This window comes from Mesobacillus sp. MER 48 (genome assembly GCF_023714225.1).
Lineage (GTDB): Bacteria > Bacillota > Bacilli > Bacillales > Cytobacillaceae > Mesobacillus > Mesobacillus oceanisediminis_A.
Window position 1 is genome coordinate 635,069 of record NZ_JAMAUR010000002.1, and the last position, 25,145, is coordinate 660,213.

The 25,145-nt window shown below is 44.4% G+C and carries 23 protein-coding genes and 1 pseudogene; 23 read left to right on the forward strand and 1 reads right to left on the reverse strand.

Features of this window, described 5'->3' with window-relative positions; all coding sequences use genetic code 11:
* The 18 genes from M3593_RS09355 (at position 1) to M3593_RS09440 (ending at position 20,198) form a co-directional block, all read left to right on the forward strand.
* Positions 1-1,032 carry an ABC transporter permease gene (locus M3593_RS09355; RefSeq protein ID WP_251541858.1) on the forward strand — a complete coding sequence of 344 codons (1,032 nt, stop codon included), beginning with the start codon at positions 1-3 and terminating at the stop codon, positions 1,030-1,032.
* The gene (locus M3593_RS09360; RefSeq protein WP_251541857.1) at positions 1,007-1,801 is read left to right on the forward strand and encodes an ABC transporter ATP-binding protein; all 795 of its coding nucleotides are present in this window, start codon (positions 1,007-1,009) and stop codon (positions 1,799-1,801) included. Before M3593_RS09355 ends, M3593_RS09360 begins: the two co-directional genes overlap by 26 nt.
* Before the next feature lie 192 nt (positions 1,802-1,993).
* Positions 1,994-2,383 (forward strand): thioesterase family protein, encoded by a 390-nt coding sequence (locus M3593_RS09365; protein WP_144476088.1) that lies wholly within the window; start codon positions 1,994-1,996, stop codon positions 2,381-2,383.
* Between the two features lie 62 nt (positions 2,384-2,445).
* Positions 2,446-3,552 carry a Leu/Phe/Val dehydrogenase gene (locus M3593_RS09370; RefSeq protein WP_251541856.1) on the forward strand — a complete coding sequence of 369 codons (1,107 nt, stop codon included), beginning with the start codon at positions 2,446-2,448 and terminating at the stop codon, positions 3,550-3,552.
* A 69-nt stretch (positions 3,553-3,621) separates the two neighbouring features.
* Positions 3,622-4,689, forward strand: a complete 1,068-nt coding sequence (gene pdhA, locus M3593_RS09375) for a pyruvate dehydrogenase (acetyl-transferring) E1 component subunit alpha (RefSeq protein ID WP_251541855.1) — start codon at positions 3,622-3,624, stop codon at positions 4,687-4,689.
* On the forward strand, positions 4,689-5,684 hold the full coding sequence (locus tag M3593_RS09380; RefSeq protein ID WP_251541854.1) for an alpha-ketoacid dehydrogenase subunit beta: 996 nt from the start codon (positions 4,689-4,691) through the stop codon (positions 5,682-5,684). The genes pdhA and M3593_RS09380 overlap by 1 nt, the downstream gene beginning before the upstream one ends.
* Positions 5,685-5,695: 11 nt before the next feature.
* On the forward strand, positions 5,696-7,123 hold the full coding sequence (locus tag M3593_RS09385) for a dihydrolipoamide acetyltransferase family protein (protein WP_251541853.1): 1,428 nt from the start codon (positions 5,696-5,698) through the stop codon (positions 7,121-7,123).
* A 120-nt stretch (positions 7,124-7,243) separates the two neighbouring features.
* Positions 7,244-8,362: a 4-hydroxyphenylpyruvate dioxygenase gene (hppD, locus tag M3593_RS09390; protein WP_483308912.1), complete on the forward strand. Its 1,119-nt coding sequence runs from the start codon at positions 7,244-7,246 to the stop codon at positions 8,360-8,362.
* Between the two features lie 70 nt (positions 8,363-8,432).
* Complete coding sequence (gene hisC / locus M3593_RS09395; RefSeq protein ID WP_251541851.1) at positions 8,433-9,524, forward strand: histidinol-phosphate transaminase; 1,092 nt, start codon at positions 8,433-8,435, stop codon at positions 9,522-9,524.
* Between the two features lie 3 nt (positions 9,525-9,527).
* Positions 9,528-10,139 (forward strand): flavin reductase family protein, encoded by a 612-nt coding sequence (locus tag M3593_RS09400; RefSeq protein ID WP_251541850.1) that lies wholly within the window; start codon positions 9,528-9,530, stop codon positions 10,137-10,139.
* 8 nt (positions 10,140-10,147) lie between these two features.
* A complete protein-coding gene (locus M3593_RS09405; RefSeq protein ID WP_251541848.1) occupies positions 10,148-11,071 on the forward strand; it encodes a fumarylacetoacetate hydrolase family protein in 924 nt (307 codons plus the stop codon).
* A gap of 15 nt (positions 11,072-11,086) precedes the next feature.
* On the forward strand, positions 11,087-12,244 hold the full coding sequence (locus M3593_RS09410) for a homogentisate 1,2-dioxygenase (protein ID WP_251541846.1): 1,158 nt from the start codon (positions 11,087-11,089) through the stop codon (positions 12,242-12,244).
* 374 nt (positions 12,245-12,618) lie between these two features.
* The gene (locus M3593_RS09415; protein WP_251542337.1) at positions 12,619-14,226 is read left to right on the forward strand and encodes a ribonuclease J; all 1,608 of its coding nucleotides are present in this window, start codon (positions 12,619-12,621) and stop codon (positions 14,224-14,226) included.
* Between the two features lie 107 nt (positions 14,227-14,333).
* On the forward strand, positions 14,334-14,747 hold the full coding sequence (locus M3593_RS09420) for an SRPBCC family protein (protein WP_144476012.1): 414 nt from the start codon (positions 14,334-14,336) through the stop codon (positions 14,745-14,747).
* A gap of 1 nt (position 14,748) precedes the next feature.
* The gene (locus tag M3593_RS09425) at positions 14,749-15,075 is read left to right on the forward strand and encodes an ArsR/SmtB family transcription factor (protein WP_251541844.1); all 327 of its coding nucleotides are present in this window, start codon (positions 14,749-14,751) and stop codon (positions 15,073-15,075) included.
* A gap of 11 nt (positions 15,076-15,086) precedes the next feature.
* The gene (locus M3593_RS09430) at positions 15,087-15,482 is read left to right on the forward strand and encodes a VOC family protein (RefSeq protein WP_251541835.1); all 396 of its coding nucleotides are present in this window, start codon (positions 15,087-15,089) and stop codon (positions 15,480-15,482) included.
* 114 nt (positions 15,483-15,596) lie between these two features.
* Positions 15,597-18,767 (forward strand): DEAD/DEAH box helicase, encoded by a 3,171-nt coding sequence (locus M3593_RS09435; RefSeq protein WP_251541833.1) that lies wholly within the window; start codon positions 15,597-15,599, stop codon positions 18,765-18,767.
* Positions 18,768-18,878: 111 nt separating this feature from the next.
* The gene (locus M3593_RS09440; protein WP_251542336.1) at positions 18,879-20,198 is read left to right on the forward strand and encodes a redoxin domain-containing protein; all 1,320 of its coding nucleotides are present in this window, start codon (positions 18,879-18,881) and stop codon (positions 20,196-20,198) included.
* A 49-nt stretch (positions 20,199-20,247) separates the two neighbouring features.
* Here the strand turns inward: M3593_RS09440 and M3593_RS09445 are convergent, their stop codons facing one another.
* Positions 20,248-21,081, reverse strand: a complete 834-nt coding sequence (locus M3593_RS09445) for an STAS domain-containing protein (RefSeq protein WP_144476006.1) — start codon at positions 21,079-21,081, stop codon at positions 20,248-20,250.
* A gap of 398 nt (positions 21,082-21,479) precedes the next feature.
* Here M3593_RS09445 and M3593_RS09450 point away from each other — a divergent pair, with 398 nt between their 5' ends.
* The 5 genes and pseudogenes from M3593_RS09450 (at position 21,480) to M3593_RS09470 (ending at position 25,093) form a co-directional block, all read left to right on the forward strand.
* The gene (locus M3593_RS09450; RefSeq protein WP_251541831.1) at positions 21,480-22,352 is read left to right on the forward strand and encodes an aminoglycoside 6-adenylyltransferase; all 873 of its coding nucleotides are present in this window, start codon (positions 21,480-21,482) and stop codon (positions 22,350-22,352) included.
* 216 nt (positions 22,353-22,568) lie between these two features.
* Positions 22,569-23,024 (forward strand): annotated as a pseudogene (locus M3593_RS09455) (GNAT family N-acetyltransferase).
* A gap of 328 nt (positions 23,025-23,352) precedes the next feature.
* Positions 23,353-24,282 carry a Nif3-like dinuclear metal center hexameric protein gene (locus tag M3593_RS09460; RefSeq protein WP_251542335.1) on the forward strand — a complete coding sequence of 310 codons (930 nt, stop codon included), beginning with the start codon at positions 23,353-23,355 and terminating at the stop codon, positions 24,280-24,282.
* An 18-nt stretch (positions 24,283-24,300) separates the two neighbouring features.
* The gene (locus M3593_RS09465; RefSeq protein ID WP_251541829.1) at positions 24,301-24,597 is read left to right on the forward strand and encodes a hypothetical protein; all 297 of its coding nucleotides are present in this window, start codon (positions 24,301-24,303) and stop codon (positions 24,595-24,597) included.
* Positions 24,572-25,093, forward strand: a complete 522-nt coding sequence (locus tag M3593_RS09470; protein ID WP_251541827.1) for a GNAT family N-acetyltransferase — start codon at positions 24,572-24,574, stop codon at positions 25,091-25,093. Before M3593_RS09465 ends, M3593_RS09470 begins: the two co-directional genes overlap by 26 nt.
* The last annotated feature ends 52 nt before the right edge of the window (positions 25,094-25,145 follow it).

Sequence of the window (25,145 nt, forward strand, 5' to 3'; positions counted from 1 at the left end):
TTGTTTACTTCGATATTTGGAGCATTTGAGTCAGGCATTATTTATGCGATCATGGCTCTGGGCGTATACTTATCCTTTCGGGTTTTGGATTTTCCGGATTTGACGGTCGACGGCAGCTTCGTAACTGGAGCTGCGGTTGCCGCGATCATGATCGTGAATGGAGCAAATCCATTTGCCGCGACAATGGTGGCACTTGTTGCGGGATTCATTGCAGGGTGCCTGACCGGTGTGATTCATACTGTCGGTAAAGTGAATGCTTTATTATCAGGGATCCTGATGATGATTGCCTTATATTCTATCAATCTAAGAATTATGGGCAAGTCGAATGTGCCGCTGTTGAACACCGATACTGCAATGACCTCTGTGAGGGACTTTTTTGAGAAAACAGGAATCGATGGCTTCTTTAATAGCATGCTGACAGCTGTAGGACTGGGAGATAGCCTCCCTCGTACATGGGGAATCCTGCTGTTCATGATTTTTGTGACCTTTGCGATCAAGTTCCTGACAGACGCATTCCTTAAAACCGAAATCGGACTTGCAATAAGGGCAACAGGTGACAATAAAAGAATGATCCGCAGTTTTTCTTCAAATACCAATCTGATGATCATCCTCGGCCTGGGACTTTCAAATGCGATGGTAGCATTTTCAGGTGCACTTATTGCCCAGCAGGGTGGATTCGCGGACGTAGGAATGGGAATTGGGATGATCATCATCGGACTTGCTTCCGTCATTATTGGTGAAGCGCTGTTCGGAACAAAATCAATTGCCAGGACAACATTCGCGGTTATTGGCGGTTCGATTATATACCGTATTGTGGTTACACTGGCCCTAAGGGTAGAGTTCCTTGAACCAGGTGACATGAAACTGATTACAGCAGTGATTGTCATCCTTGCTCTGACTGCTCCGAAGATGATTGAAAGCTACAAAGAGAAAAATAGGAAGGTCAAAAGACAGCTTGAGAACATGAAGATGGTAGCTGTTCCTTCTGAAGGAAAGGGTGAGGCTGGTGCTGCACTTAAATCAGATTCATAGAGTATTCAACGAAGGCACTCCAGATGAGAAGATAGCCCTGGATAATATCAATCTCACATTGAAAAAAGGTGATTTCGTTACCGTCATCGGCAGTAACGGTGCCGGGAAGTCTACCTTGATGAACATCATTTCGGGGGTGATGATTCCTGACCATGGAAAAGTGGAATTGGATGGGAAGGATGTTACCTATATGTCTGAGTACAACCGGTCCAAAATGATCGGGCGTGTCTTCCAGGATCCAATGGCCGGTACGGCTCCTAGCATGACAATCGAGGAAAACCTGGCGATTGCGTACTCAAGGAACAAGCGACGTACTCTTGGCCGTGGGGTGACAAAAAAACGCCGGGAGCTATTTAAGGAAGTATTGGAGTCCTTGCACTTAGGCCTTGAAAACCGCTTGAATGCCAAAGTCGGATTGCTGTCAGGCGGGGAGCGCCAGGCGTTATCCCTGCTGATGGCTACATTCACTGAGCCATCCATCCTCTTATTGGATGAACACACTGCAGCACTTGATCCTTCACGTGCTGAGCTTATCACAAATCTGACAAAAGAAATCGTTGATAAGTACCACCTGACAACGCTGATGGTAACCCATAATATGCAGCAGGCACTCGACCTCGGCAACAGGCTGATCATGATGGATAAAGGACAAATCATCCTCGAAGTCAATGAAGAACAAAAAGCCAAGCTGACAATTGAAGACCTGCTGAATGAATTCCAGCGAATCCGCGGAACGAAGATGGCAAGTGACAGGGCGCTGCTCAGCTAAAAAATCAACCAGCTACGGAAATAGCTGGTTGATTTTTTTTATGGTTAAAAAGAAGAATAGATCATTATATCAGAATTATTTTTAAGAAAATACCAAAATTTCTTACAATTTATTGACCATTTATTTAACGGAATGTTATGATAACGTTAAATAAACGTTATACATATTTGCAACTTGGAAAGGTGGGATATGATGCGAGATGGCTTAAAAGCAGGGCACACGGCCTCCATCGAAGTCATTGTTACACCAGATATGTTTGCCCGCTTTGAAGGAAAGCTCGTCCATCCAGTATACTCCACGGTATCGATGGTGTATCACATGGAGTGGGCTTCGAGACAAATTATACTTCCCTTTTTAGAAGATGATGAAGAGGGAATGGGTGGTGCAGTGACCGTCAAGCATATTGCTCCTTGTATTGAAGGAGCTAAAGTGGTCATTACAGCGACCGTCACAGATCTGCAGGATAATTCCATCCTTACCAATGTCCGGGCAGAAACCAATGGGCGTTTGGTTGGTGTTGGAGAAGTTAAACAAGTAGTCCTTCCCAAGGCAAGGATAACTGAATTATTGACAGGCAGCTAAAAAATTTTGAACAAAAATGAAAGCGTTAACATGGTTTAACGGAATAAAGGGGGAAAGAAAAAATGGATATGTTTGAACAAATTCGTGAACACGAGCAGGTCGTGTTTTGTAATGATGAAGCAACGGGGTTAAAGGCGATTATCGCGATTCATAGTACACGGTTGGGACCAGCATTGGGAGGCTGCCGCATGTACCCTTATAAGTCAGTCGATGATGCACTTGAAGATGTACTCCGGCTTTCAAAAGGGATGACGTATAAATGCGCAGCTGCCGATGTAGATTTCGGAGGGGGAAAAGCAGTCATTATCGGTGATCCGACGAAGGATAAGAGCCCAGAATTGTTCAGGGCATTTGGCCAGTTTGTCGAATCCATCCAGGGCCGTTTTTATACAGGAACAGACATGGGGACCGACCCGGAGGATTTTGTTCACGCATTGAAGGAAACGAATTGTATCGTTGGCGTTGATGAAGTATATGGCGGCAGCGGTGATTCTTCTGTGCCGACTGCGCAGGGAGTCATCTTTGGATTGCAGGCAACCAGCAAAGCTCTGTGGGACACGGATGATCTCTCTGGCAAATCCTATGCCATCCAGGGTCTCGGCAAGGTTGGCTACAAGGTAGCAGAATATCTGCTGGAAAATGGTGCAGACCTGTATGTAACAGATATTAATCAAAAAGCGATCGACCAGATAGTCCAGAAAGCGAAGGAAATGGGAGCAGGGATCAAGGTTGTGGGCAGTGATGAAATTTATTCACAGCCTGCCGATATCTTCATTCCATGTGCTATGGGGGGAATCATCAATGATGACACTATCCCTCAGCTGCAGGTAAAAGCGGTGGTCGGCTCTGCCAATAATCAGCTCAAGGAAGAACGCCATGGCCATGCCCTCCAGGAAAAAGGAATTCTGTATGCACCTGATTATATTGTCAATGCCGGCGGTTTGATCCAGGTGGCGGATGAGCTTTATTCACCGAACAAAGAGCGCGTCCTTAAAAAGACAAAAGCAATCTATAATTCTCTTTTGAATGTATATAGCCATGCAGAACGAGAAGGAATCACCACAATGGAAGCAGCAAATAAATTCTGTGAAAACCGGATAGAAGCTAGGACCAGAAGGAACAGCTTCTTCTCTCATATGAAACGTCCTAAATGGGCTGTGAGAATGTAATAGAATCTTAGAAATTAAGTTTGTTCGCTATAAAAAATTCAGTGCGATTTTTAAAAAAAGGGTGAGCACATGGATAAGGATTTTCCAACTTTACAAGTAATGGACCAAAACGGAAACATTGTGTCCGAGGAATATAAATATTTGGTGACCGAAGATCGAGTGAAACAGTTCTATGCGGAAATGGTAAGAATCCGGACACTGGACAGGAAATCAGTAAGCCTGCAGCGCCAGGGAAGGATCGGGACATACGCTCCATTCGAAGGCCAGGAGGCTTCCCAGGTAGGAACGGCTCTTGCGCTTGAAACCGATGATTGGATGTTCCCGACTTATCGCGATCATGGTGCGGCGATGGTGTTCGGCCATTCACTGCGGAGTATCCTGCTGTTTTGGAATGGGCGTAACGAAGGCTGTGTCCCGCCGAATGGGAAAAAGATATTTCCGCCGGCCATCCCGATTGCGACACAAATTCCTCATGCTGCAGGAGCAGCATTCGCTGAAAAGCAAAAAGGCACAAAGAATGCTGCCATCTGTTATTTCGGGGATGGAGCAACGTCCGAAGGTGATTTTCATGAAGGGCTGAATTTTGCCAGCGTATTTAAATCCCCGGTCGTTTATTTCTGCCAGAACAACCAGTATGCGATTTCAGTGCCAATCAGCAAGCAGATGAATTCGGCAACGATTGCGCAAAAAGCACTTGCCTATGATATGCCTGGTGTGAGGGTGGATGGCAACGATGTTTTTGCCGTTTTTTCTGAAACTGAAAAGGCACTTGAACGGGCACGCAATGGCGAAGGGCCAACATTGATTGAAGCGATGACATGGAGATATGGATCCCATACAACTGCAGATGATGCCTCTAAATACCGTGACCAGAATGAAAGTGCAATGAAGCGGATGGAAACAGATCCGCTGCTCAGGCTGGAACGCTGGCTGAAGAATGAAGGTCTTTTTGATGAAGCATGGGCCAAACAAGTTGAAGAGCAGGCTGCAGCGGAAATTGATGCCGCAGTGAAGGAAATGGAGAGCTTCCCTGCTGCAGATCCGTCAGTGATCTTTGATTTTGTTTTTGAAAAACCAACCTGGACGATCGAGAAACAAAAGCGGAAGTATCTTGAACTGATCGGGGGTGAGGCTTAATGGAAACAGCAGTGCAGACCAAGACCTTGACGCTGGTCCAGGCGATCACCGATGGACTGGATACGATGCTGGCAGAAAAGAATGAGGTCATTCTCCTCGGTGAGGACATTGGGAAAAACGGAGGAGTATTCCGTGCGACTGATGGTCTTCAGGAGAAATATGGCGAGGAACGTGTGATTGATACACCATTAAGTGAAGCAGGTTTTGTCGGTGCGGCCATTGGAATGGCGGTGAATGGTTTCAGGCCGGTAGTGGAAATCCAGTTCTTGGGATTCATCTATCCAGCATACGAACAAATTATGACACATGCTTCGAGATTAAGAATGCGGACGATGGGCCATTATACAGTGCCTATGGTCATTCGTGCTCCTTATGGAGCAGGTGTCCGTGCTCCGGAAATTCATTGCGACAGCACGGAATCTATTTTTACCCACATGCCGGGCATAAAAGTTGTATGTCCATCAAATCCATATGACGCAAAAGGGTTGATGATTGCCGCGATTGAAGATCCCGATCCTGTTCTCTTTTTAGAGCCGATGCGAAGCTACCGGTCGTCCCGCGATGAAGTTCCTGAAGGGAAATATACTGTTGAAATTGGCAAAGGCAAGAAGTTGACTGAAGGCGACGACGTGACGGTCATTTCCTGGGGTGCGATGGTTCCAGTAGCCATGAAGGCTGTTGAAGAAATGAAGAATAAGGGAGTTCAATGCGAGCTTCTAGATCTCAGGACATTATATCCAATTGATAAGGACCTTGTCATAGAATCCGTGCAGAAAACCGGACGCACCGTCATTATCCATGAAGCACATGAAACAGGCGGCACGGGAAGTGATCTGATTTCATTGATCAATGATGAAGCGTTTCTTTACCAAAAGGCGCCGGCTGAAAGAGTAACAGGATTTGATACCCCAGTTCCATACTTTGGATTTGAAAACCACTATCTGCCGACCCCGAAAAGAGTCGCAGCAGCAATCGAGAAAGTGATGAAGTTTTAGGAGGCTTGCCGATGGTTGAAGTAAAACTCCACGACATTGGGGAAGGGATGACCGAAGCGGACATCAATTGTTACCTGGTGAAGCCTGGCGACTTAGTCAAGGCCGATGATCCATTGGTTGAAGTCCAGACCGACAAGATGACCGCTGAGATTCCGGCCCCCTGTTCCGGTGTTGTAAAAGAATTATTGTTGAAACAAGGGCAAACGGTAAAAGTAGGATCGTCACTGTTGATTATTGAAGACCAATCCGGATTGGGAGCAAATGTTGGGCTGCAAGAAGTCAGGGAAGCTGGGGATGAGGAAACAAAGCCTGCAGAAGCAGTAGAAGTTCTTGGCAGACCTGCAGAGCCTGCTGTACCCGTTGGTGTCAGTGTTCGTCTTGGAAGGATTCTTGCTTCTCCATATACAAGGAAAATCGCCCGGGAAAATGGTGTGAATATTATGGAGGTCATAGGTACTGGACCGGCTGGGCGGATCACAGACCAGGATGTATTGGCTTTTGCCAGTTTACGAGACAGCAAGCCTGTGAATGGTTCGGAAGCTGGTTCCGAACTGCAGGTTGCGAAGGTTTCACAATCGGGTTCCGAACAGGTGGCTCCGAGTGTTTCGGAATCAGGTTCCGAAAGACGGGCTGTGAAGTTTTCGGAAGGTAGTTCTGAAGAAACCGGCAGACTCCATTCTGAACACCTGGCTGCGACTGAAAAAGCATATACCGAAGATGTACAGAATGATACTGCGGAAACTTCCGGAGATATACTGCCCTTCCGGGGACGCAGAAAGCAGATTGCGAAAAAGATGGTTCAGTCTCTGTATACCATTCCGCATTGCACCCATTTCGAGGAAGTGGATGTCAGTGAATTGATTACATTAAGGGAAGAGATCAAGGCATCAGGAAATTCCATCTCAGCGACTGCCTTCTTTATAAAAGCCCTTTCGATCGGGCTGAAAGAATTCCCGGTGTTCAATGCAAAGCTGGATGAAGAAAATGAAAGCATCCAGCTGCTTCGTGAACATCATATCGGGATTGCCGTGGACACTCCAGAAGGACTGATTGTCCCGGTCATCAGGAATGTCGAGAAGAAGAACCTGAAACAAATTCATGAAGAGATGAAGCAGCTGACAAAGCTTGCCCTGGATGACAAGCTCAAGGTCAAAGATATCTCAGGCGGTACATTCACGGTGAGCAATGTTGGACCGCTCGGCGGCAGCATCGGCGCAACCCCAATCATCCAGCACCCGCAGACAGCGCTTGTTTCTTTCCATAAAACAAAGAAACGTCCCGTCGTGACGGAACAAGATGAAATTGCGATCCGATCGATCATGAATCTGTCGATGGCTTTTGACCACCGGGTAGCCGATGGTGCAACAGCAGTAGCATTTACAAACCGCTTCGCCCAGTTAATCGAGAATCCGAAGATGATGCTTCTTGAATTGAAGTAATCCAATCAGAATTCTTCACCACATAAAAGCATTATAGCTTTACATCGCGCTCTTGAGAGAGCAGATAGAATTACTATAAAATTATTTTAAATATTTTAAATATTTTTAACAGGAGGTTTTATGATGCAAGAGAAGGTAATGGTATCTGGCCAGACAACAGAAGATTTTTTTCCGGTACAGGATGTAGATTATTTGGAACTATATGTAGGCAATGCCAAGCAGGCCTCACATTTTTTCCAGACAGCTTTTGGCTTTAAAGTAGTCGCTTATTCAGGACTTGAAACAGGTAACCGGGAAACGACGTCCTATGTGCTGCAACAGCGCAAAATCCGTCTTGTGGTAACTGGAACTTATAATGACTCATCCCGTGTAGCACAGTTTGTGAAAACGCACGGAGATGGCGTGAAGGATATCGCACTGGCAGTGGATGATGTCGAGAAGGCCTACGAGGGAGCGGTCAGCCGCGGAGCAATCGAAATCCAGCCGCCGCATGAGGTCTCGGATGAAAATGGTGTCTTGAAAAAGGCGGTCATCGGTACATACGGTGATACCATCCATACACTGGTTGAGCGGAAGAATTATAAAGGTCTTTTCATGCCAGGATTTGTTGAGCATACAACAACAGTTCCGGTCAATGACGCAGGTTTCATCGGCATCGACCATGTTGTCGGCAATGTTGAGAGAATGGAAGAATGGGTGAATTATTACGCGAACGTCATGGGCTTCAAGGAAATGAAGCACTTCACAGATAAGGACATTGTGACTGAGTATTCAGCGCTAATGTCCAAGGTTATGCATAATGGAGGCCGGATTAAATTCCCGATTAATGAGCCGGCTGAAGGAAAGCGCAAATCACAGATCCAGGAATACCTTGAATTTTACAATGGTCCTGGCGTCCAGCACCTTGCGATTTTAACAGAAGACATTGTCAGCACGGTATCACAATTGCGTGAAAACGGCGTTGAGTTCCTAAACACTCCTGATTCTTACTATGAAATGCTGTCAGAGCGTGTTGGTGAAATTGACGAAGAAATCGAGAAGCTGAAAGAGCTTAGTATTTTAGTAGACCGTGATGATGAGGGCTATCTGCTGCAAATCTTCACGAAGCCAATCGTCGACCGCCCGACTCTTTTCATCGAAATCATCCAGCGTAAAGGCGCGAGAGGGTTTGGAGAAGGCAACTTCAAGGCACTATTCGAATCGATTGAACGTGAACAGGAACGACGCGGCAACCTATAAAGACCGGGATAAAAGGGGGCGGATTGCTCCCTTTTGTCATAAACGGCGAATTGAAAAATGGGGGATGAACATGAAGGTAAATGCTAGAGCAGAACTTGAAGGGATCACACCATATGCCCTCGGCCAGACAATTGAGGAAATCAAAGAACAATACAAGCTTACAACAGTAAGGAAACTATCTGATAACGAAAATGTTTATGGGACTTCACCAAAGGTGCGAGAAGCGATCCTGCAGGCATCTGGGAATCTGGCATTTTATCCAGACGGAATGACTTCAGGCATCACCGAAAAGCTGTCAGCACATTATGGATTGGAACCGGAGCACTTTCTGGTTTCTAATGGATCAGAGGAAATCATCCGGCTGCTGACACGAGCCTATATCGATAAAAATGATGAAGCGGTTATGGCAGAAGTAACGTTTCCACGCTATAAAACGAATGTCCTTATAGAAGGCGGAAAAGCGGTCACTGTTCCGATGATTGAAGGACGGCATGACCTGAATGCAATGCTTGAAGCCATCACTGAAAAAACGAAGCTGGTATTTGTCTGCAATCCAAACAATCCGACAGGTACGATTGTTGCGAAACAGGAGCTGCTTTCTTTTATCGGCAATGTGCCATCAAAAGTACTGGTCGTAATGGATGAAGCATACTTTGAATACACCGATTCCGAGGACTTTCTGGATTCGATGCCTCTGCTTGATCAGTATGAAAATCTCGCCATCTTAAGGACTTTTTCGAAAATCTATGGTCTTGCTAGCCTGAGGATAGGCTATGGAATCATGCATCCGGAAATCGCAAAAGAGCTTCATAAAGTCAGGGATGTATTCAATGTGAACCAGCTGGCGCAGGCTGCGGCCATGGCAGCAATTGGGGATACGGACTTCGTAAAGGATTGCGCAGCAAAAAATAGTGCAGAACGGGAATTCCTCCGTAAAAAGTTCAGGGAGTTGGAGATTCAGAGTTTCCCTTCACAATCCAATTTCCTTTTTGCTTACACGAACACTCCCGTCATCCAGACACTGACAGAGAACGGTGTCCTTGTCCGCCAGATGCAGCTTCCTGGCTATAAGGAAGCGTTCAGGATCACACTTGGCACCCGTGAGGATCATGAATTCATCCTGCACGTCGTCAGCCAGCATTTTCACGAAAGGGCGGTGTAGGAGTTGGAAATCAAAACAGACAGTCTCGAATGGAAAGACGCATATAAACTTTTGCAGGGTTCGGTGCTGCCTCGCCCAATCGCATTCGTCTCAAGCCAGGATGAAAACGGAACTACCAATCTGGCGCCTTTCAGTTTTTTCACCGTCATCAGCGCCAATCCGATGATGGTCTGCTTTTCTCCGATGAGGCGAGGGACGGATGGAGCGAAGAAGGATACATTGAACAATATTGAAGCAACGAAACAGTTTGTCATCAATATTGTCAGTGAGGATTTCATCCAACAAATGAATGATTGCGCAACTGAATTCCCATCTGATGTTGATGAGTTTGAGGCCTCTGGTCTGACAAAGACAGAAAGTGCCGTTGTTAAACCCCCGAGGGTCCGGGAGTCCAGGGTACACCTTGAGTGTGAACTTAATCAGGTCCTCCATTTCGGGCAGGACGAAGCTGGTGCCGGCAGCCTTGTAATCGGAAAAGTCGTTCATGTACATGTCGACGATGATTTATATGAAAATGGCAGGATCAATTCAGAAAAGCTGAACCCGGTCGGCAGGCTGGCTGGCGCAACGTACACGCTGCCGCTTGCCAGGACCTTTGAGCTGCAAAGGAAATAGGTGATGACATGAAATTCATAACGTTTTTGAAAAAAGATGGTTCCATCCGTGCCGGCTGGATTAATTCACGCAATGAAGCCGTCGATATGCATGAAGCAACCAATGGGCATTTGCCGGACAATATGCTGTCATTCCTTGATAATCATGAAGAACATTTGGAATATATCAAACAGGATCAAGCACTATTGGACAGCGAAACGGGAACATATCTGCTGAAAGAAGTCAGGTTGAAAGCGCCGCTGCATAACCCGAAGAGCGTCCGTGATTTCTACGCCTTTGAACAGCATGTAAAAACTGCCCGGGAGAACCGAGGATTTGAGATGATTCCGGAATGGTATGAGATCCCCGTGTTTTATTTTACCAACCATCTCGCAATCAAGGATCCTGAAGAAGAAATCAGGCGGCCGCGCACATGCGAGTGGCTGGATTACGAGCTTGAAATCGCCTGTGTCATCGGAAAAGAAGGCAGCAACATAAAAGCCGAAGATGCCGAACAGCATATTTTTGGTTTTATGGTCATGAATGACTGGAGTGCGCGAGACCTTCAGAGGAAGGAAATGAAGGTCGGACTTGGTCCGGCAAAAGGAAAGGATTTTGCCACATCCTTCGGTCCATATCTAGTTACAAAGGATGAGCTGGAATCACGTAAAGCCGGCAAAGGATATGACCTGCAAATGAAAGCAAGAGTGAATGGCAGAGAGCTCTCTTCTGGCAATATGAAGGATCTTTATTATTCCTTTGGAGAGATGATTGAACGTGCTTCGGCGGGGACGACGCTGTACCCGGGTGAAGTGATTGGCTCAGGCACTGTCGGAACAGGCTGCATACTCGAGCTTGGCAGTGACGTGCACCGCTGGCTGGAGCCTGGCGATGAAGTCGAACTTGAGATTGAGGGACTGGGTGCCCTTAAAAATAAAATTATTGAAGACTAGAAAGAAGGTGGATTCATGTACTACCGTCAGATGGGAGAAATCCCGAAGAAACGCCATACCATTTTTAAAAAAGAGGATGGTTCGCTATTCCGTGAGCAGGTAATGGGAACGAAGGGCTTTTCCGGTACTCAGTCGATCCTTTATCACCACCATATGCCTACTGAAGTAGTAAAAAGCGAATTGATTGGCAGTTATTTGCCTGAATATGAGGAGCAGGGATCGCTGAACCACAGGCATTTTCTGACTGACCAGATTAAGGCAACAGGTGACGCCCTAAGCGGAAGAGAATATATACTTGGCAATGACGATCTGCTCATTGGTTTTGCCAATATTGATGAACCAATGAAACAATTTTACCGAAATGGCGATGGAGATGAAATGTTCTTTTTCCACCATGGATCAGGTAAGATTGAAACGATGTTTGGGACTTTGAATTATCAGCCGGGAGATTATGTAGTGATTCCGATTGGCACGATTTACAGGGTGGTGCCTGACGGTTCAGAAATGACGAAAGCGCTGATTGTGGAATCGTTCAGCCAGATTACCACACCGCGCCGCTATCGCAACGAATATGGCCAGCTGCTTGAGCACAGCCCATTCTGCGAGCGTGATATCCGCGGACCAGAGACTTTGGAAACGGTCTCTGAAAAAGGAGAACACGAGGTTATTACAAAGACGCGCGGGCATCTTCACCGCCATGTGCTGAACCATCATCCGCTTGATGTCGTCGGCTGGGATGGATATCTGTACCCGTGGGCCTTCAATATCGAGGACTTCGAGCCGATCACAGGCCGGATCCACCAGCCGCCTCCGGTCCATCAGACATTCGAAGGATATAACTATGTAGTTTGTTCGTTTGTGCCGAGGCTTTATGATTACCATCCTGAAGCGATTCCGGCGCCTTACTACCATAGCAACGTCAACAGCGATGAGTTGCTGTACTACGTGGAAGGAAACTTCATGAGCCGGAAAGGCATCAAGGAAGGTTCGATTACTTTACACCCAAGCGGAATCCCGCATGGACCGCATCCGGGTAAGACGGAAGCAAGCATCGGCAAGAAAGAGACACTTGAGCTTGCCGTCATGATTGATACCTTCCGTCCGCTGAAGACCGTTAAAAAAGCTAAAGAGATTGAGGACGATCAGTATATGTATACATGGATCGAAAAATAAGAATGAGGACCAATTCGTGTAAAAGCGAGTTGGTCTTTTTATATAAAAAATGGGAAAAATCAATGTTTTTTTCCAGTTTGCGAATAAAGAGATCGATTTTGCGAATAAATTCATTTTTTTGCGAAAATACATATATTTTTTCCGAAAAAGCTAATGAACAGATGAATATCAACAATAAAATTTTGAACTCAGCCATTAAAAGTTATATTTTCGCCAACAAGCATATTCACCTTCTGTAAAAGGGTAAAGAAACTTCAAGACGAAATAATCGGAAAAACAATGGGCAATACTATCAAAATCGATTACGTTTAGGAGGATATAATGTGACTTTATCTATCTTTGCCCTGGGCGGCATCAATGAAATCGGCAAGAATATGTATGTTGTCCAATATGAGGACGATATTTTTGTGATTGATTGCGGAGGCAAGTTTCCTGATGAGAGTTTGCTCGGAATAGATTTGATCATCCCTGAAATGACTTATTTGGAGGAAAATCGGGAAAAAATCCGCGGGTTGATTGTGACTCATGGACATGAGGATCATATTGGCGGTGTTCCTTATTTTTTCAAAAAGCTTAAGGCGCCTGTATATGCGACAGATTTCACGCTTGGATTAATCGAGTTGAAACTGAGTGACCACAAGCAATTAAGAGGTACGGAACTGAAGAAAATCAATTCAGATTCAGAACTGGATTTCGGCAAGGTCAAGGTTTCCTTTTTCAAAGTGAGCCACAGCATACCGGATTGCCTCGGGATTGTTTTCCACACTCCTGAAGGGAATGTCGTCCATACAGGAGACTTCAAATTCGACCTTACCCCTGCGAATGATGAACAATCGGAAATCCATAAAATGGCGAGGATCGGGACAGATGGTGTTTTGGCCTTGCTTTCTGAGAGCACAAATGCAGAACGGACAGGATTGACACCATCTGAACGGATGGTTGCCGGCCATTTGGAAGAGGCGTTCATGAAGGCGGAAGGCAAAATTTTTGTTTCTACTTTCGCCTCGAATGTGAACAGGGTACAGCAGGTTGTCGAAGCAGCAATCAAAACAGACAGGAAGCTTGTCTTGCTTGGCAGGAGCATGGTGAATGTTGTGGATGTTGCGATAGAACGAGGATACTTGAATGTCCCGGAAGGAATGCTGATACAGCCGCAAGCTGTCGACCAGTTGGACCCGGGCAAGGTGGCCATTCTTTGTACAGGCAGCCAGGGGGAACCGATGGCGGCACTATCCCGGCTCTCCACAGGAAATTACCGTGATGTCAACATATACCCAGGAGATACGGTCATCATGGCGGCATCCCCGATTCCAGGGAATGAAAAAGATGTATCGAAGATCATCGACAATTTATTCAGGCTCGGTGCGAAAGTCATTTACGGCTCAGGCAGTACAACGGGCATGCATGTTTCAGGGCATGGCTATCAGGAAGACCTCAAGCTGATGCTTACATTGATGAAACCGAAATATTTTATCCCGATTCATGGAGAATACCGGATGCTTCACCATCACCGTTTATTGGCAGAATCGGTGGGAGTGGAACAAGGGCATACGTTCATTATCAAAAATGGGGATATCGTTGACATTGAAAATGGTGAAGCACGCCAGACGCGGAATATTCCGGCTGGTGATACCTATGTGGATGGTGTCAGTGTCGGGGATGTTGGCGAAATCGTGCTCAGGGACCGCAAGCAGCTTTCCGAGGATGGCATGCTGGTGATTGTCCTGACTTTGAGCAAGGCCGAACGGAAAATAATCTCGGGGCCTGATACCATTTCGCGAGGCTTTGTGTTTGTGAAAAACTCGGAGGACCTGATGCGTGATGTGAATAATCTCGTTACGAAGACTGTAACTGAACTGCAGGAGGATAATGTTCACCGCTGGAATGTCATCAAGCAGGGAATCAAAAAAGCGGTTGGCCAGCATATTTTCCAGCAGACAAGAAGGAAGCCGATGATCCTGCCGATTATCATTGAAATCTAACCAGGTACTGATCAAGTATCTGGTTTTTTGGTTGACATAACACTATATGGTGTTATAAATTATAAAGTGACACAAAAAGGTGTTATAAAAACATTGGAGGTCAAACCATGACTATACAACCTGAAATACGCAAAACAATCTTATTGAATGCACCAATTGAAAAAGTGTGGAAAGCAGTTGCCACTTCGGAAGGAATAGCCGCATGGTGGATGCCGAATACGTTCGAAGCAGAACTTGGCAGGGAGTTCATTCTGCACGCTGGGCCTTTTGGTGATTCGCCATGCAAGGTGACAGAATTGGATCCGCCAAATCGACTTGGTTTTGACTGGGGAAAGGATTGGCATCTTGTATTTGAGTTAAGCGATCTTGATGGCAAGACTGAATTTACATTAATCCACTCCGGCTGGGATCCTGAAAAGGTTACTGAATTCGGCCAGCCACACACAATTGTCCAGGGTATCATGGATAATGGCTGGGATAAGATCGTCAAAGAAGCACTTCCTTCCTATATCGAGGGTTAACATGCCAGCTTCTCAAGCGAGACATGATGTGTTCCAGGCTGTCGCGGATCCGACTCGCCGAAAAATTTTAAAGCTTCTTGCCGATAAGGAGATGCCGATCGCCTCCATAACTGAAAGATTCCCGATAACCAGGACTGCCGTCAATAAGCATTTATTTGTGTTATCAGAAGCGGGGCTCGTCACCAGCAGGAAAATTGGACGGGAAACACGTTACCTATTGCAGCCGGAACCGCTCCGTGAATTACAGGAATGGCTATCCTTTTTCGAAATCTATTGGGATAACAAATTATCGGCACTGAAAAACTTTGTGGAATCTGATGAAGAATAGGAGGCAATCACATGGAAAAAGCAACCCCGTTTTTGATGTTCGAGGGTAATGCAGAGGAGGCAATGAAGTATTATACTTCGCTTATCGAAGATTCCAAAATCACCTCCATATCAAGGTATGGACCAGATGGGCCCGGACAGGAAGGGAGCGTCATTCTGGCGACCTTTACCTTAAAAGGGCAGGAATTCATGTGCATCGACAGCAATATACATCATGAATTCACGTTTACTCCATCTTTTTCAATCTACCTTACCTGCAGTTCTGAAGATGAAATTGACCATTTGTTTGAAAAACTGTCTGAAGCAGGTTCAGTATTAATGCCCTTAGGGGATTATTCCTTCAGTAAAAAATTCGCCTGGACAGTTGACAGGTTTGGCGTCTCCTGGCAATTGAATCTGCCTAATTAAACCTTGTGAGCATGGAGAATCCTCCATGCTTTTTATATTCCTGCTTAACAAATGCCGTGATAAAGTCTACACTAATAATTATTGATAAACGCATCTGCCAGGAGGGAAGCAGGCATGGAAATCAAACTGCATCAAAAACTCATCAAAGATTTATGTGGAACTGTTTCCTTCAAACGCGGGGATGCGTTTTACCGTGCGGATAAAGTGAAGTTTACTGATTATAGTGCCAATCGTGCAGAAGCAATTGTATCAGGTGCAGATGACTTCCATGTCACTGTCATGAATACCGGGGATGGACATTTCCAGACTGAGTGCACATGCCCGAAGCTTGCATCTGTCACACAAGAGTGCCAGCATGTGGCATCTGTCCTGATTGCGATTCTCGATCAACAGAAGCGGGGAAGTACTACCAGGATAATTCCAACGAAAAACGAACTTGCTGATGGAATGCTGGCCATTTTCACTGAAGAGCCCAGGAGGAAAAGCGGCCATCAGCTGCATTTTGAGACGAGGAAAATCTTGAATACTCAGTTTGTAATCAAGCCACTGGCAGGAAGCAACCAGGAGAATTTGTTAGGTGTCTCCATCAGCCTGGGGCCAGTCCAAGTCGATGATCTGGCAAGCTTTTTATTGAGTATAGCGCAACGCGAGCCAGCAGTGATTTCTCCTCTGTTCCAATACGATCCACAGCTCCATTGCTTTCAAAATGAAACGGATTCTGTCATTATGCTGCTGACTCAAATTGTCCAGGATGCGGATTTGGCTATTAATAAAGGAGACGATGCTTCGATAGTGATCATACCGCCATCATTTTGGCAGCAAATACTGCAGCTGCTTAGGAAGGTGCCAGATGCAAAACTGGAAAGTGGCGGCGAGATTACAGAATTCACTGTTAGCAACGAAAAGCTTCCGCTGGAATTCAATTTTGAAAAAAATACAGCGAATGACTATTCCTTGAAAATTGTCGGCATCCATGCTTTGACTGTTTTCGATAAATATAACGTGGTTTTGTCCAACAGCCAATTAGTGGAACTAAGCCCGGAGGATTTCAGCCGATTGTTTGAACTGAAAAATATGCTGGCGAAATCAAAGACAGACAGCATTCCAATTTTACAGGATCAAATGGGATTCTTCGTGGAAAAAGTCGTTCCCGGCCTGCGCCGTATTGGCGAGGTGCAAATCGATGGCGACATGGCGAAGCAATTCCTGACAGACCCCTTGGCGGCGAAGCTTTACCTTGACAGGGTCAATAACCGATTGCTGGCAGGACTGGAGTTCCAATATGGCAATATTGTATTCAACCCGCTCGAGGACAGGGAACCCCGGGTGAATTCGCTGTTGATCCGTGATGTTGAAAAAGAAGATGTGATCATTGATATACTGGACGAAAGTTCTTTCGCCAAAACGGATGGCGGTTATTTTTTGCATAATGAAGAACTCGAATATGAATTCCTGTATCATGTGCTGCCGAAACTCCAGAAATTTGTTCAGGTCTATGCAACGACTGCGGTCAGGAACAGGATATTCAGGGAGCCGGCCAGACCGCAAATCCGTGTGAAGGTAAAAAAAGAACGGACAAACTGGCTTGAGTTCAAGTTTGAAATGGATGGAATAGCCGAAAAGCAAATTCGGGAAATCCTTGAAGCACTGGAAGAGAAGCAGAAATACTTCCGTTTGCGCAATGGGATGCTAATGTCGCTTGAAACACGAGAATGGGAAGAAATCCAGCGTTTCTTAAAAGCAGGGCCGATCCAGGCAGAGGACCTGGAAAAAGGGTTGAACATGCCGATCATACGGGGAATGCAGATGCTGGATTCATTCGATGATCAATCTGTCATTCTTGCAGAAGAATCCTTCAGGCAATTTTTGGAGGAAATCACCCTTCCGTCAGAAGCTAAATACGTGATTCCTGAAAAACTAGAGCCAGTTTTGCGCGAATACCAAAAGCAGGGCTACCAGTGGCTTAAGACAATCGCAAGTTATGGCTTTGGAGGCATCCTAGCTGATGACATGGGGCTGGGGAAAACGCTTCAAAGCATCACTTATATAGCTTCAGAACTCCCAGATGCAAGGGATAGGAACCAGCCAATTCTGATTGTTTGTCCTTCATCACTGGTCTATAACTGGCTGAGTGAATTTTTGAAATTCACACCAGAAATAGATGCTGTAATCATTGACGGAAATAAAAACGAACGGGCCAGACTATTAACAGCTGTTTCGGAAATGGATGTCGTCATCACTTCTTACATGCTGTTAAGGCAAGACATCCACTTATATGAAAAAATAAAATTCCATACTGTCTTTTTCGATGAAGCACAAGCCTTCAAGAATCCGTTGACGCAAACGGCAAAGGCGGTTATGAATATCCAGGCAGAGCACCGATTTGCCTTGACTGGAACGCCGATTGAAAACTCAACAGAAGAACTGTGGTCCATTTTCAGGGTAGTATTCCCGGAGCTGTTCCAGGGATTAAAGGAATACAGCCATCTGACAAGCAAAACAATCGCACGAAGAATCCGGCCATTCTTGCTGCGGAGAGTAAAAGAGGAGGTACTTGGAGAGCTGCCTGAAAAAATAGAATCCATTGATAGAGTGGAATTGCTTCCTGAACAAAAGAAGCTTTATGCAGCATATTTGGCCAAGCTTCGTCATCAAACCTTAAAGCAGCTTGATAAGAACACAATCAGAAAAAATCGGATTAAAATCCTCGCCGGACTTACCAGACTCAGGCAAATTTGCTGCCACCCGGGCCTGTTTGTCGATGGATACAAGGGAAGTTCTGCAAAGTTTGAACAATTGAAGAAAATAATCGAGGAATCCAGATATGCTGGCAGGAGGGTATTGATCTTCTCACAGTTCACTAAAATGCTTGGCATGATTGCGAGGGAGTTAGCATATCAGGGCATTCCCTACTTTTACCTGGATGGACAGACGCCATCCGAAGACCGGGTACAAACTTGCGAAAAGTTCAATGCCGGAGAGCGGGATTTTTTCCTGATTTCATTGAAAGCAGGAGGGACGGGCTTGAATCTGACTGGAGCCGATACAGTCATCCTTTATGATTTATGGTGGAATCCAGCGGTTGAAGAGCAGGCTGCTGACCGGGCACACCGTATGGGCCAGAAAAATAAAGTTCAGGTCATTAAATTAATCTCAAAAGGAACGATTGAAGAGAAAATGAATGAGCTGCAGGAGAAAAAGCGAAATATGATCGAAGAAATCATTGAAGAAAAATCCTCAGTGACCCTGACAGAGGATGATATCCGCGAAATCCTTATGATATGACTTCTTAGAGAGTTATAGCTTTAACAAAGTTCTAGTTAGGCCGATAATAATCTGTGAGCCAAGCTTTTGCATGATATAGATAGAGGAGAGATTATATTGGCCAATAAAGGATTGAACGTAGGCAAGCAAGCACCGGATTTTACGCTGCAGGGGACAAATAATACAAAATATAGTTTATCTGATTTTTCCGGCCAGCCTGTCATTCTTGTCTTTTTAAGAGGCACATGGTGACCGAACTGCCGGAATCAGCTGGTCCAGCTGAATGAACATTATGATTTCCTAAAAGAAAAAGGGCTTCAAGTATTGGGTATTGCAGGCCAGAATTTAAAAGGAATCCAATCGTATGTAGACAAAGAAGGAATAAAAATTCCGATTTTGTCTGATGAATCCAGGCAAGTCATTAAGAGATATGAAGTATTTGTCCCTATTAAATGGGATAGTTTCAGGATTGCAATTCCAAGCACCTATATTTTGGATGAAGATCATGTCATCCGTTACAGCTATATCGGGGATTCGCAATTCGATCGCCCGGCGCTCGAAGAGATTTTCAGCAAAGTGGATGAATTCCGTCTTCCTGGCGAAGCCGGGGAGGAACCGGAGGGTACCGGGAACGCTGCTGTTTTTGTTGGAGCAATGAGGGAGACCTTCCAGGATATTGTATTATCTACCCATACAATTCAAACCAGTGTCAAACACAATCTATCGTCCATTCATGAACTGGAAAATCAGCTAACTCAGAATAAAGAGGCGTTATCACAATTCTTTTCTGTATTTGAGCAAATGGAAACACAGATCAATCGATACAGTGAGGCAATTGATAAGGTAGTTGATGGCTCTGTTGCTGTCATAGAGGATAATAGACAGGCCTCTGACCATATGAAACAAACATCTGAATTGCTGAAGGAATTAGTGGGTTTGACACAAACGATTGGAAGCATCAGCTCGACTATTTCTTCAATTTCTGCCCAAACAAAAATCCTTGCCTTGAATGCTTCCATTGAAGCGGCAAGAGCGGGGGAGCATGGGAAAGGTTTTTCAGTGGTGGCAAAAGAAGTTGGCAAACTGGCAGCTGCTTCTTCAGATGCGTCACAAAACATTTCCACACAACTGGAAGAAATCGAAAATAAAATCAGTTCAAGTTTCTCTTCATTTAATGATTTTGACGGGCTGATGCAGCAAATTGACGCAAAGGTAAAATCACAAAACAAAGAGTTGGAAACGATCTCGTCTGGCATACTGTCCATTAAGGACGAGAGTACCTCCCTGGCGGACCGTCTGCGAAACATCACTGACCGTGAAGAAGCCCAACAGCGGAAAATTGGCTCAGTTAAACAACAGGAATTGAATATCTCCTCAGAGATCGATGGCATCAACAGCGATATTGAGGAAAATAATAAGCTTCTGCTTGAGTTAGATCAGAGAGTGCATTAATCATAAAAAGCTAGCCCCTTTGTCAAAAACAAAGGGGCTTTTAGTGTCTTTATTTTGGTTCGCTATCTAGATAAGACCTAAGAGTCTGCTGTAATGTTCCCCTGGTATCTGCTTTTTGATCCAGGTTGATTCCAGTATGGATCATTTTCCTTACAAGCTCAGGGCGCATCCCGGTTATGACAGCCTTAGAGCCCATCATGGCAACACCATTCAAGACTTTTTGGAAATGGTCGATGACGTTCATTTCCATATCCGCAATTCCGGATAGGTCCATGATCAAGGTCTGGACTTTTAGCCTGGATATATCCATCAGGACCTTTTCTTCAATAATCTGCATTCTGTAATCATCAATCATCCCGATTAGCGGAAGTACGGCAACAGTAGCGCTGACAGGGATAATAGGAACGGAGAGATGTTCAACCAATTTTCGCTGTGAATTGAGCAGTTCATCCTTGTACTTTGTATAAGTTAAGAAGAAGGTATTCAAGAATTGGTCTACCTGGTCATTGATCTTTTTCTCCAGCTGGAAAAAATCCTCGCGATCGGTATCATTATTATGCAATTGGTCATACTGGTTCAGAAATTGCCATAACGTCCGGCGGATGGCCTGAATCCATTCTAGTTTGAAGGCAACAGTCAAAGAATGTTCTGCCCAGGCGATCCCTTCTTGTTCAGCAAAAGCGATCAGTTCATCTTCTTGCTCCTCAACTATGTAGACAATCAACTTTTCAGCGTTCTTTAACAGGTCAATATTTCCCTTTTGAAGGATTTCGTGAATTTTAGTAGCAACATTCACTGCTTCTGATAATAATTGTTTTTCAAACTGGTCTCTATTTGTTTTAATGAAATCGGTTATATCTTTTTCGTTAAAAGTTGATTCCATTTCTTTGTACACTCCTCAATATATACTTTACTGTAATTAACAACACAGATATAGGGAAAACTACTCCTTTTTAAAACTGTATCAAAATGGGGTGGCGAATTCAAATAATTAAAAGCTTGTTCTCTATAATTAAAGGATAAATCAAATTATAAAAGAAGTATAATAAATAGTATTTTTTAGAGGGGGAAATCAATGGGCTGGTTGGTTATTGTCATTATTGGATATTTACCGATAATTTACCGAATCCATCGACGGCTAGATTTTTTGGAAAAAGAAGTTGAACGGTTGAGTAAAGACAACGAGAGCCGGAGAAGTGAATAGCGATTGGTTGCATCCAGATAACTTTGTTAATCATAAAGTTATTATGTAAAGTGGTTTCGAAAGGGAGAAATTAGCAGATGAAACAGGAAAAAGAAATGTTGAGCCTGCTGGTTGATTGGGCACAGCGAAATGATCATATACGCACAGTTCTTATGACAAGTTCCCGAGCCAACCCGCACGCTTTCACAGACTTATTTACCGACTATGATTTCGAAATATTTGTGGATGATTTAGATGGTTTTATGAGTGACGATGGCTGGCTCGATCAATTTGGTACGCTCATCAAGAAAGTGGTTTTGCAGGACGGGAATTGGCGTACGCGTCTAGTCCTTTACGAGGATGGCACAAAAATCGATTTTCAGATATCAACCAATGATTTCATAAAGAGCCTCACAAAGCTTAAAGAGCTGCCGGCAAAATATGATAATGGCTATAAAGTTCTATTGGACAAGGATGATTACACTAAAAGAATGCCCGCTCCTTCCTATAAGGCTTTTATCACAAAGAGGCCCTCGGAAGAAATCTATGCTGAGATCATCCACAGTTTTTGGGGAGATACGGCATACGTAGCCAACAGTCTCTGGCGTGATGAACTGTATTTTGCAAAATTCATGCTCGACAATGTGATCCGATTCGATTACCTTCAGCCAGCAATTGAATGGTATCTTGGGGTCAAATATGATTGGTCAATAAATCCCAACAAGTTCGGGCGCTGGTTCAAACGTTACCTGGATCCCGATACATGGTCAGAATTGGAGGGGACTTATGCAGGAGCCGGGATTGAAGAAAACTGGGCAGCCCTTTTCAGGACTGCAGACCTGTTCAGCCGTCTGGCCCAGGAAGTCGGGGAGAGTTTGGGGTATCAGTATCCAAGGGAGAATGAGCAGAAAATGAGGGAGTACTTGTTGAAAGTCAGGAAACTGCCAGCAGAAGCGGATAGTTTCGAATAATGAAGTGTAAAGGCTGCCATGAAGATTCATGACAGCCTTTCTATTATTCTTAAATGTTCGTTAGTATGATTTGATTATTGCGAAAAAAGTCCTTGATAAAAAACTCCCCCAAAAAGGTTGAGAATTTTTCAACTAATGGTAAAATTAGCTAAAATATCAACATGATTATCATCGGATAAGTTTTATATTTTTATAGATACAAAGGAGTATTTTAGGATGTTAATTTTAAAGCCAATAATAAAGGGCAACTGGGAGGAGCCAATCCAGTTAAAAGTTAAAGAAGAGCAAAAGCCATTTAAGGCTTCAAAGCTGTTTTCAATTGCTGAAGTCAAGTTCCTTGACCAGTTTTAAGCTTACGGGATTTATGATGGTGAGCAGATGGTAGGCTTTGCGATGTACGGCATTGACCCGGATGACAATAACTATTGGATATATCGGCTGATGATCGATAAGGCACATCAGGAAAAAGGGCTGGGAACGGAAGCTGTTATATTGATCGTTGACGAGATTAAAAAGAAAAACACTGCTGGAATTCCGCTCATAATGATTGGCTACAACCAGGAAAACGCAGGTGCAAAAGCAACCTATATGAAAGCGGGCTTTGTTGAGACAGAAGTCGCTCCTTGGGGAGAACAGCTGGCAGCCTATAGACTGAAGAAAGATGTTCAATGACAGTCAAAAATGTAAGAGACTAAGACAAAAGTGTCCATCAACTGGGCTATGACGGACAAAAAGGAGAGAAACGAAGTCAAAAGTATCCGTCAACGGGGCTATGACGGACAAAAATGAGAGAAACTGAGACAAAAGTGTCCATCACCGAGGCTATGACGGACAAAAAGGAGAGAAACGAAGTCAAAAGTGTCCATCAACAGGGCTATGACGGACAAAAAGGAGAGAAACGAAGTCAAAAGTGTCCATCAACAGGGCTATGACAGTCAAAAATGAGAGAAACGAAGTTAAAAGTGTCCGTAATAATCAATAAGACCTTAAATTGAAACAAATGGGGAGTGGTTTTTTGAATCTGGAGGAGTTAGTGATTGCTTTAAATAGGGAGTTCGATGTGGAGTCATTTGGCCAGGATCCGGGCTTTAGCAGGTTCATCCCGGCTGTCTATGAATCTATGGGATTTGAGTGGCAGGAAGTCTTTGAAAAGAGATATACTGAGCTTTTTAACGGGCTAATGATTAAAGGGGCGCCTGAAGTAAGCAAGGTATTCCTTGCTGTGTTTCCAACCGATGAGGTGCTTGAATATTTTATCCGTACCAGCACAGAAGGAGACCTGCTTTTCATGCACCACTCGCTCCTGATGGAGTGTGGTGATCCCAATGGGGAATGGGGACGCGGGTTTGTACCAATAAAAGAAGAATTCTTGAATAGAATGATAGATAAAAAGCTATCCGTATATACAGTTCATGAACCATTGGATTTTCACCGAGAATTGGGGACTAGTGTAGCGATACAGCAATCCATTGGCGGGAGGAGAATCGATGGGTTTTTACCAGGGAATAATGGGGAGGATCTGGTGTTTATTTGTGAAATAAACGAAATCAGTACCGATGGTCTTGTTACTAAACTAGAGCAGATTTTTGAGATCCCATATGTCGATCTAGAAGGCAAGAAACATGATCGAATTACAAAAGTAGCGATTGTTGCGGGATGCGGTGACAAGGTCGACTGGATGAAGGAAGCCGAAAAAAGGGGAGCTCAGGCATATATCACAGGTGAAATCCATTGCCATATTGATAATGATTACGGGAAAAGGAAATATCAGCAGATGATGGATTATGTCAGTGAATCCAACATGTCGTTGATTGGCGTCTCTCACTCAGCTTCTGAATACTTGGTAAAGAAAACGTTGATTAGAGACTGGTTTCACGAAAAACTCAAAATGGAGACTATCATGGTTCCTCAGGGAAAATGGTGGCTTTAAAAAGGAGTAGAAAATAAGATGAAATACTGGCTTGCGTCAATCGTTTTAATTGTTGTTTCTGTATTGTTTTTAAAACAAGGGATGGAATTATGGAATCTAGGGACTGATGTTGATGGAGCTGGAATCGGTATTCATTTCTTAGGTTTCGAAATCAATGACAGCGTTCCGGAAGCTAGTATTCCTTCTTATGCCATAGGCTTTTTTATAGCAGCTGGGTTATCTATTGGGCTGATGTTAGTTATATTCGGTAGAAAAAATGGGCGGGTTAAAACTAGGGGGATATTTGCTAATGGAAGAAAAAGTTCATCTGATTAAGCCAACAGAAGATTTGGAAAGTGAGTATCTTGAGTTTTATCATGAGTGGGAAGAAAGCGGAGAAGATATGATTCCCTGGGTAATTGCAAGGGACCCATCGGATTTTCCTGGCATGGTCCAATTCTTGTCGGATAATGAAAAAGGGGTCAACATTCCGAAAGGCTGGGTTAAAGACTCTACATACTGGCTGGTAAACGATAACAAAAAAGTATTGGGTGTAGTCAACATCAGGCATGGCCTTACTGAGAAACTATTCAACATTGGCGGCCATATAGGCTATGGAATCCGCCCTAGTGAAAGGCGTAAAGGGTACGCGACAAATATCCTTGCTTATTCACTGGAAAAAACGAAGGAATTGGGAATCGGGAAGGTTCTTGTCGTTTGTGATGCTGTCAATATTGCATCCGCAAGAACCATAATCAATAATGGCGGAGTAGAGGATGTCAGCTTTACAGAGGAAGATGGCAACGTAGTAAGAAGGTTTTGGATAGAATAAAAGGATCGAAATGTAAAAGTTGAGAAGCATTGCTAATTGGCAATAAGTCTTT

Bases quoted from the DNA above. Each gene is read 5' to 3' on its own strand.
- M3593_RS09370 (WP_251541856.1), top strand. From the start codon at position 2,446: ATGGATATGTTTGAACAAATTCGTGAACACGAGCAGGTCGTGTTTTGT.
- M3593_RS09430 (WP_251541835.1), top strand. From the start codon at position 15,087: ATGGAAAAAGCAACCCCGTTTTTGATGTTCGAGGGTAATGCAGAGGAG.
- pdhA (WP_251541855.1), top strand. From the start codon at position 3,622: ATGGATAAGGATTTTCCAACTTTACAAGTAATGGACCAAAACGGAAAC.
- M3593_RS09465 (WP_251541829.1), top strand. From the start codon at position 24,301: ATGAAATACTGGCTTGCGTCAATCGTTTTAATTGTTGTTTCTGTATTG.
- hisC (WP_251541851.1), top strand. From the start codon at position 8,433: ATGAAGGTAAATGCTAGAGCAGAACTTGAAGGGATCACACCATATGCC.
- M3593_RS09450 (WP_251541831.1), top strand. From the start codon at position 21,480: ATGAAACAGGAAAAAGAAATGTTGAGCCTGCTGGTTGATTGGGCACAG.
- M3593_RS09365 (WP_144476088.1), top strand. From the start codon at position 1,994: ATGCGAGATGGCTTAAAAGCAGGGCACACGGCCTCCATCGAAGTCATT.
- M3593_RS09380 (WP_251541854.1), top strand. From the start codon at position 4,689: ATGGAAACAGCAGTGCAGACCAAGACCTTGACGCTGGTCCAGGCGATC.
- M3593_RS09415 (WP_251542337.1), top strand. From the start codon at position 12,619: ATGTATGTTGTCCAATATGAGGACGATATTTTTGTGATTGATTGCGGA.
- M3593_RS09470 (WP_251541827.1), top strand. From the start codon at position 24,572: ATGGAAGAAAAAGTTCATCTGATTAAGCCAACAGAAGATTTGGAAAGT.
- M3593_RS09460 (WP_251542335.1), top strand. From the start codon at position 23,353: ATGGGGAGTGGTTTTTTGAATCTGGAGGAGTTAGTGATTGCTTTAAAT.
- M3593_RS09410 (WP_251541846.1), top strand. From the start codon at position 11,087: ATGTACTACCGTCAGATGGGAGAAATCCCGAAGAAACGCCATACCATT.
- M3593_RS09435 (WP_251541833.1), top strand. From the start codon at position 15,597: ATGGAAATCAAACTGCATCAAAAACTCATCAAAGATTTATGTGGAACT.
- M3593_RS09405 (WP_251541848.1), top strand. From the start codon at position 10,148: ATGAAATTCATAACGTTTTTGAAAAAAGATGGTTCCATCCGTGCCGGC.
- M3593_RS09445 (WP_144476006.1), bottom strand. From the start codon at position 21,081: ATGGAATCAACTTTTAACGAAAAAGATATAACCGATTTCATTAAAACA.
- M3593_RS09420 (WP_144476012.1), top strand. From the start codon at position 14,334: ATGACTATACAACCTGAAATACGCAAAACAATCTTATTGAATGCACCA.
- M3593_RS09385 (WP_251541853.1), top strand. From the start codon at position 5,696: ATGGTTGAAGTAAAACTCCACGACATTGGGGAAGGGATGACCGAAGCG.
- hppD (WP_483308912.1), top strand. From the start codon at position 7,244: ATGATGCAAGAGAAGGTAATGGTATCTGGCCAGACAACAGAAGATTTT.
- M3593_RS09425 (WP_251541844.1), top strand. From the start codon at position 14,749: ATGCCAGCTTCTCAAGCGAGACATGATGTGTTCCAGGCTGTCGCGGAT.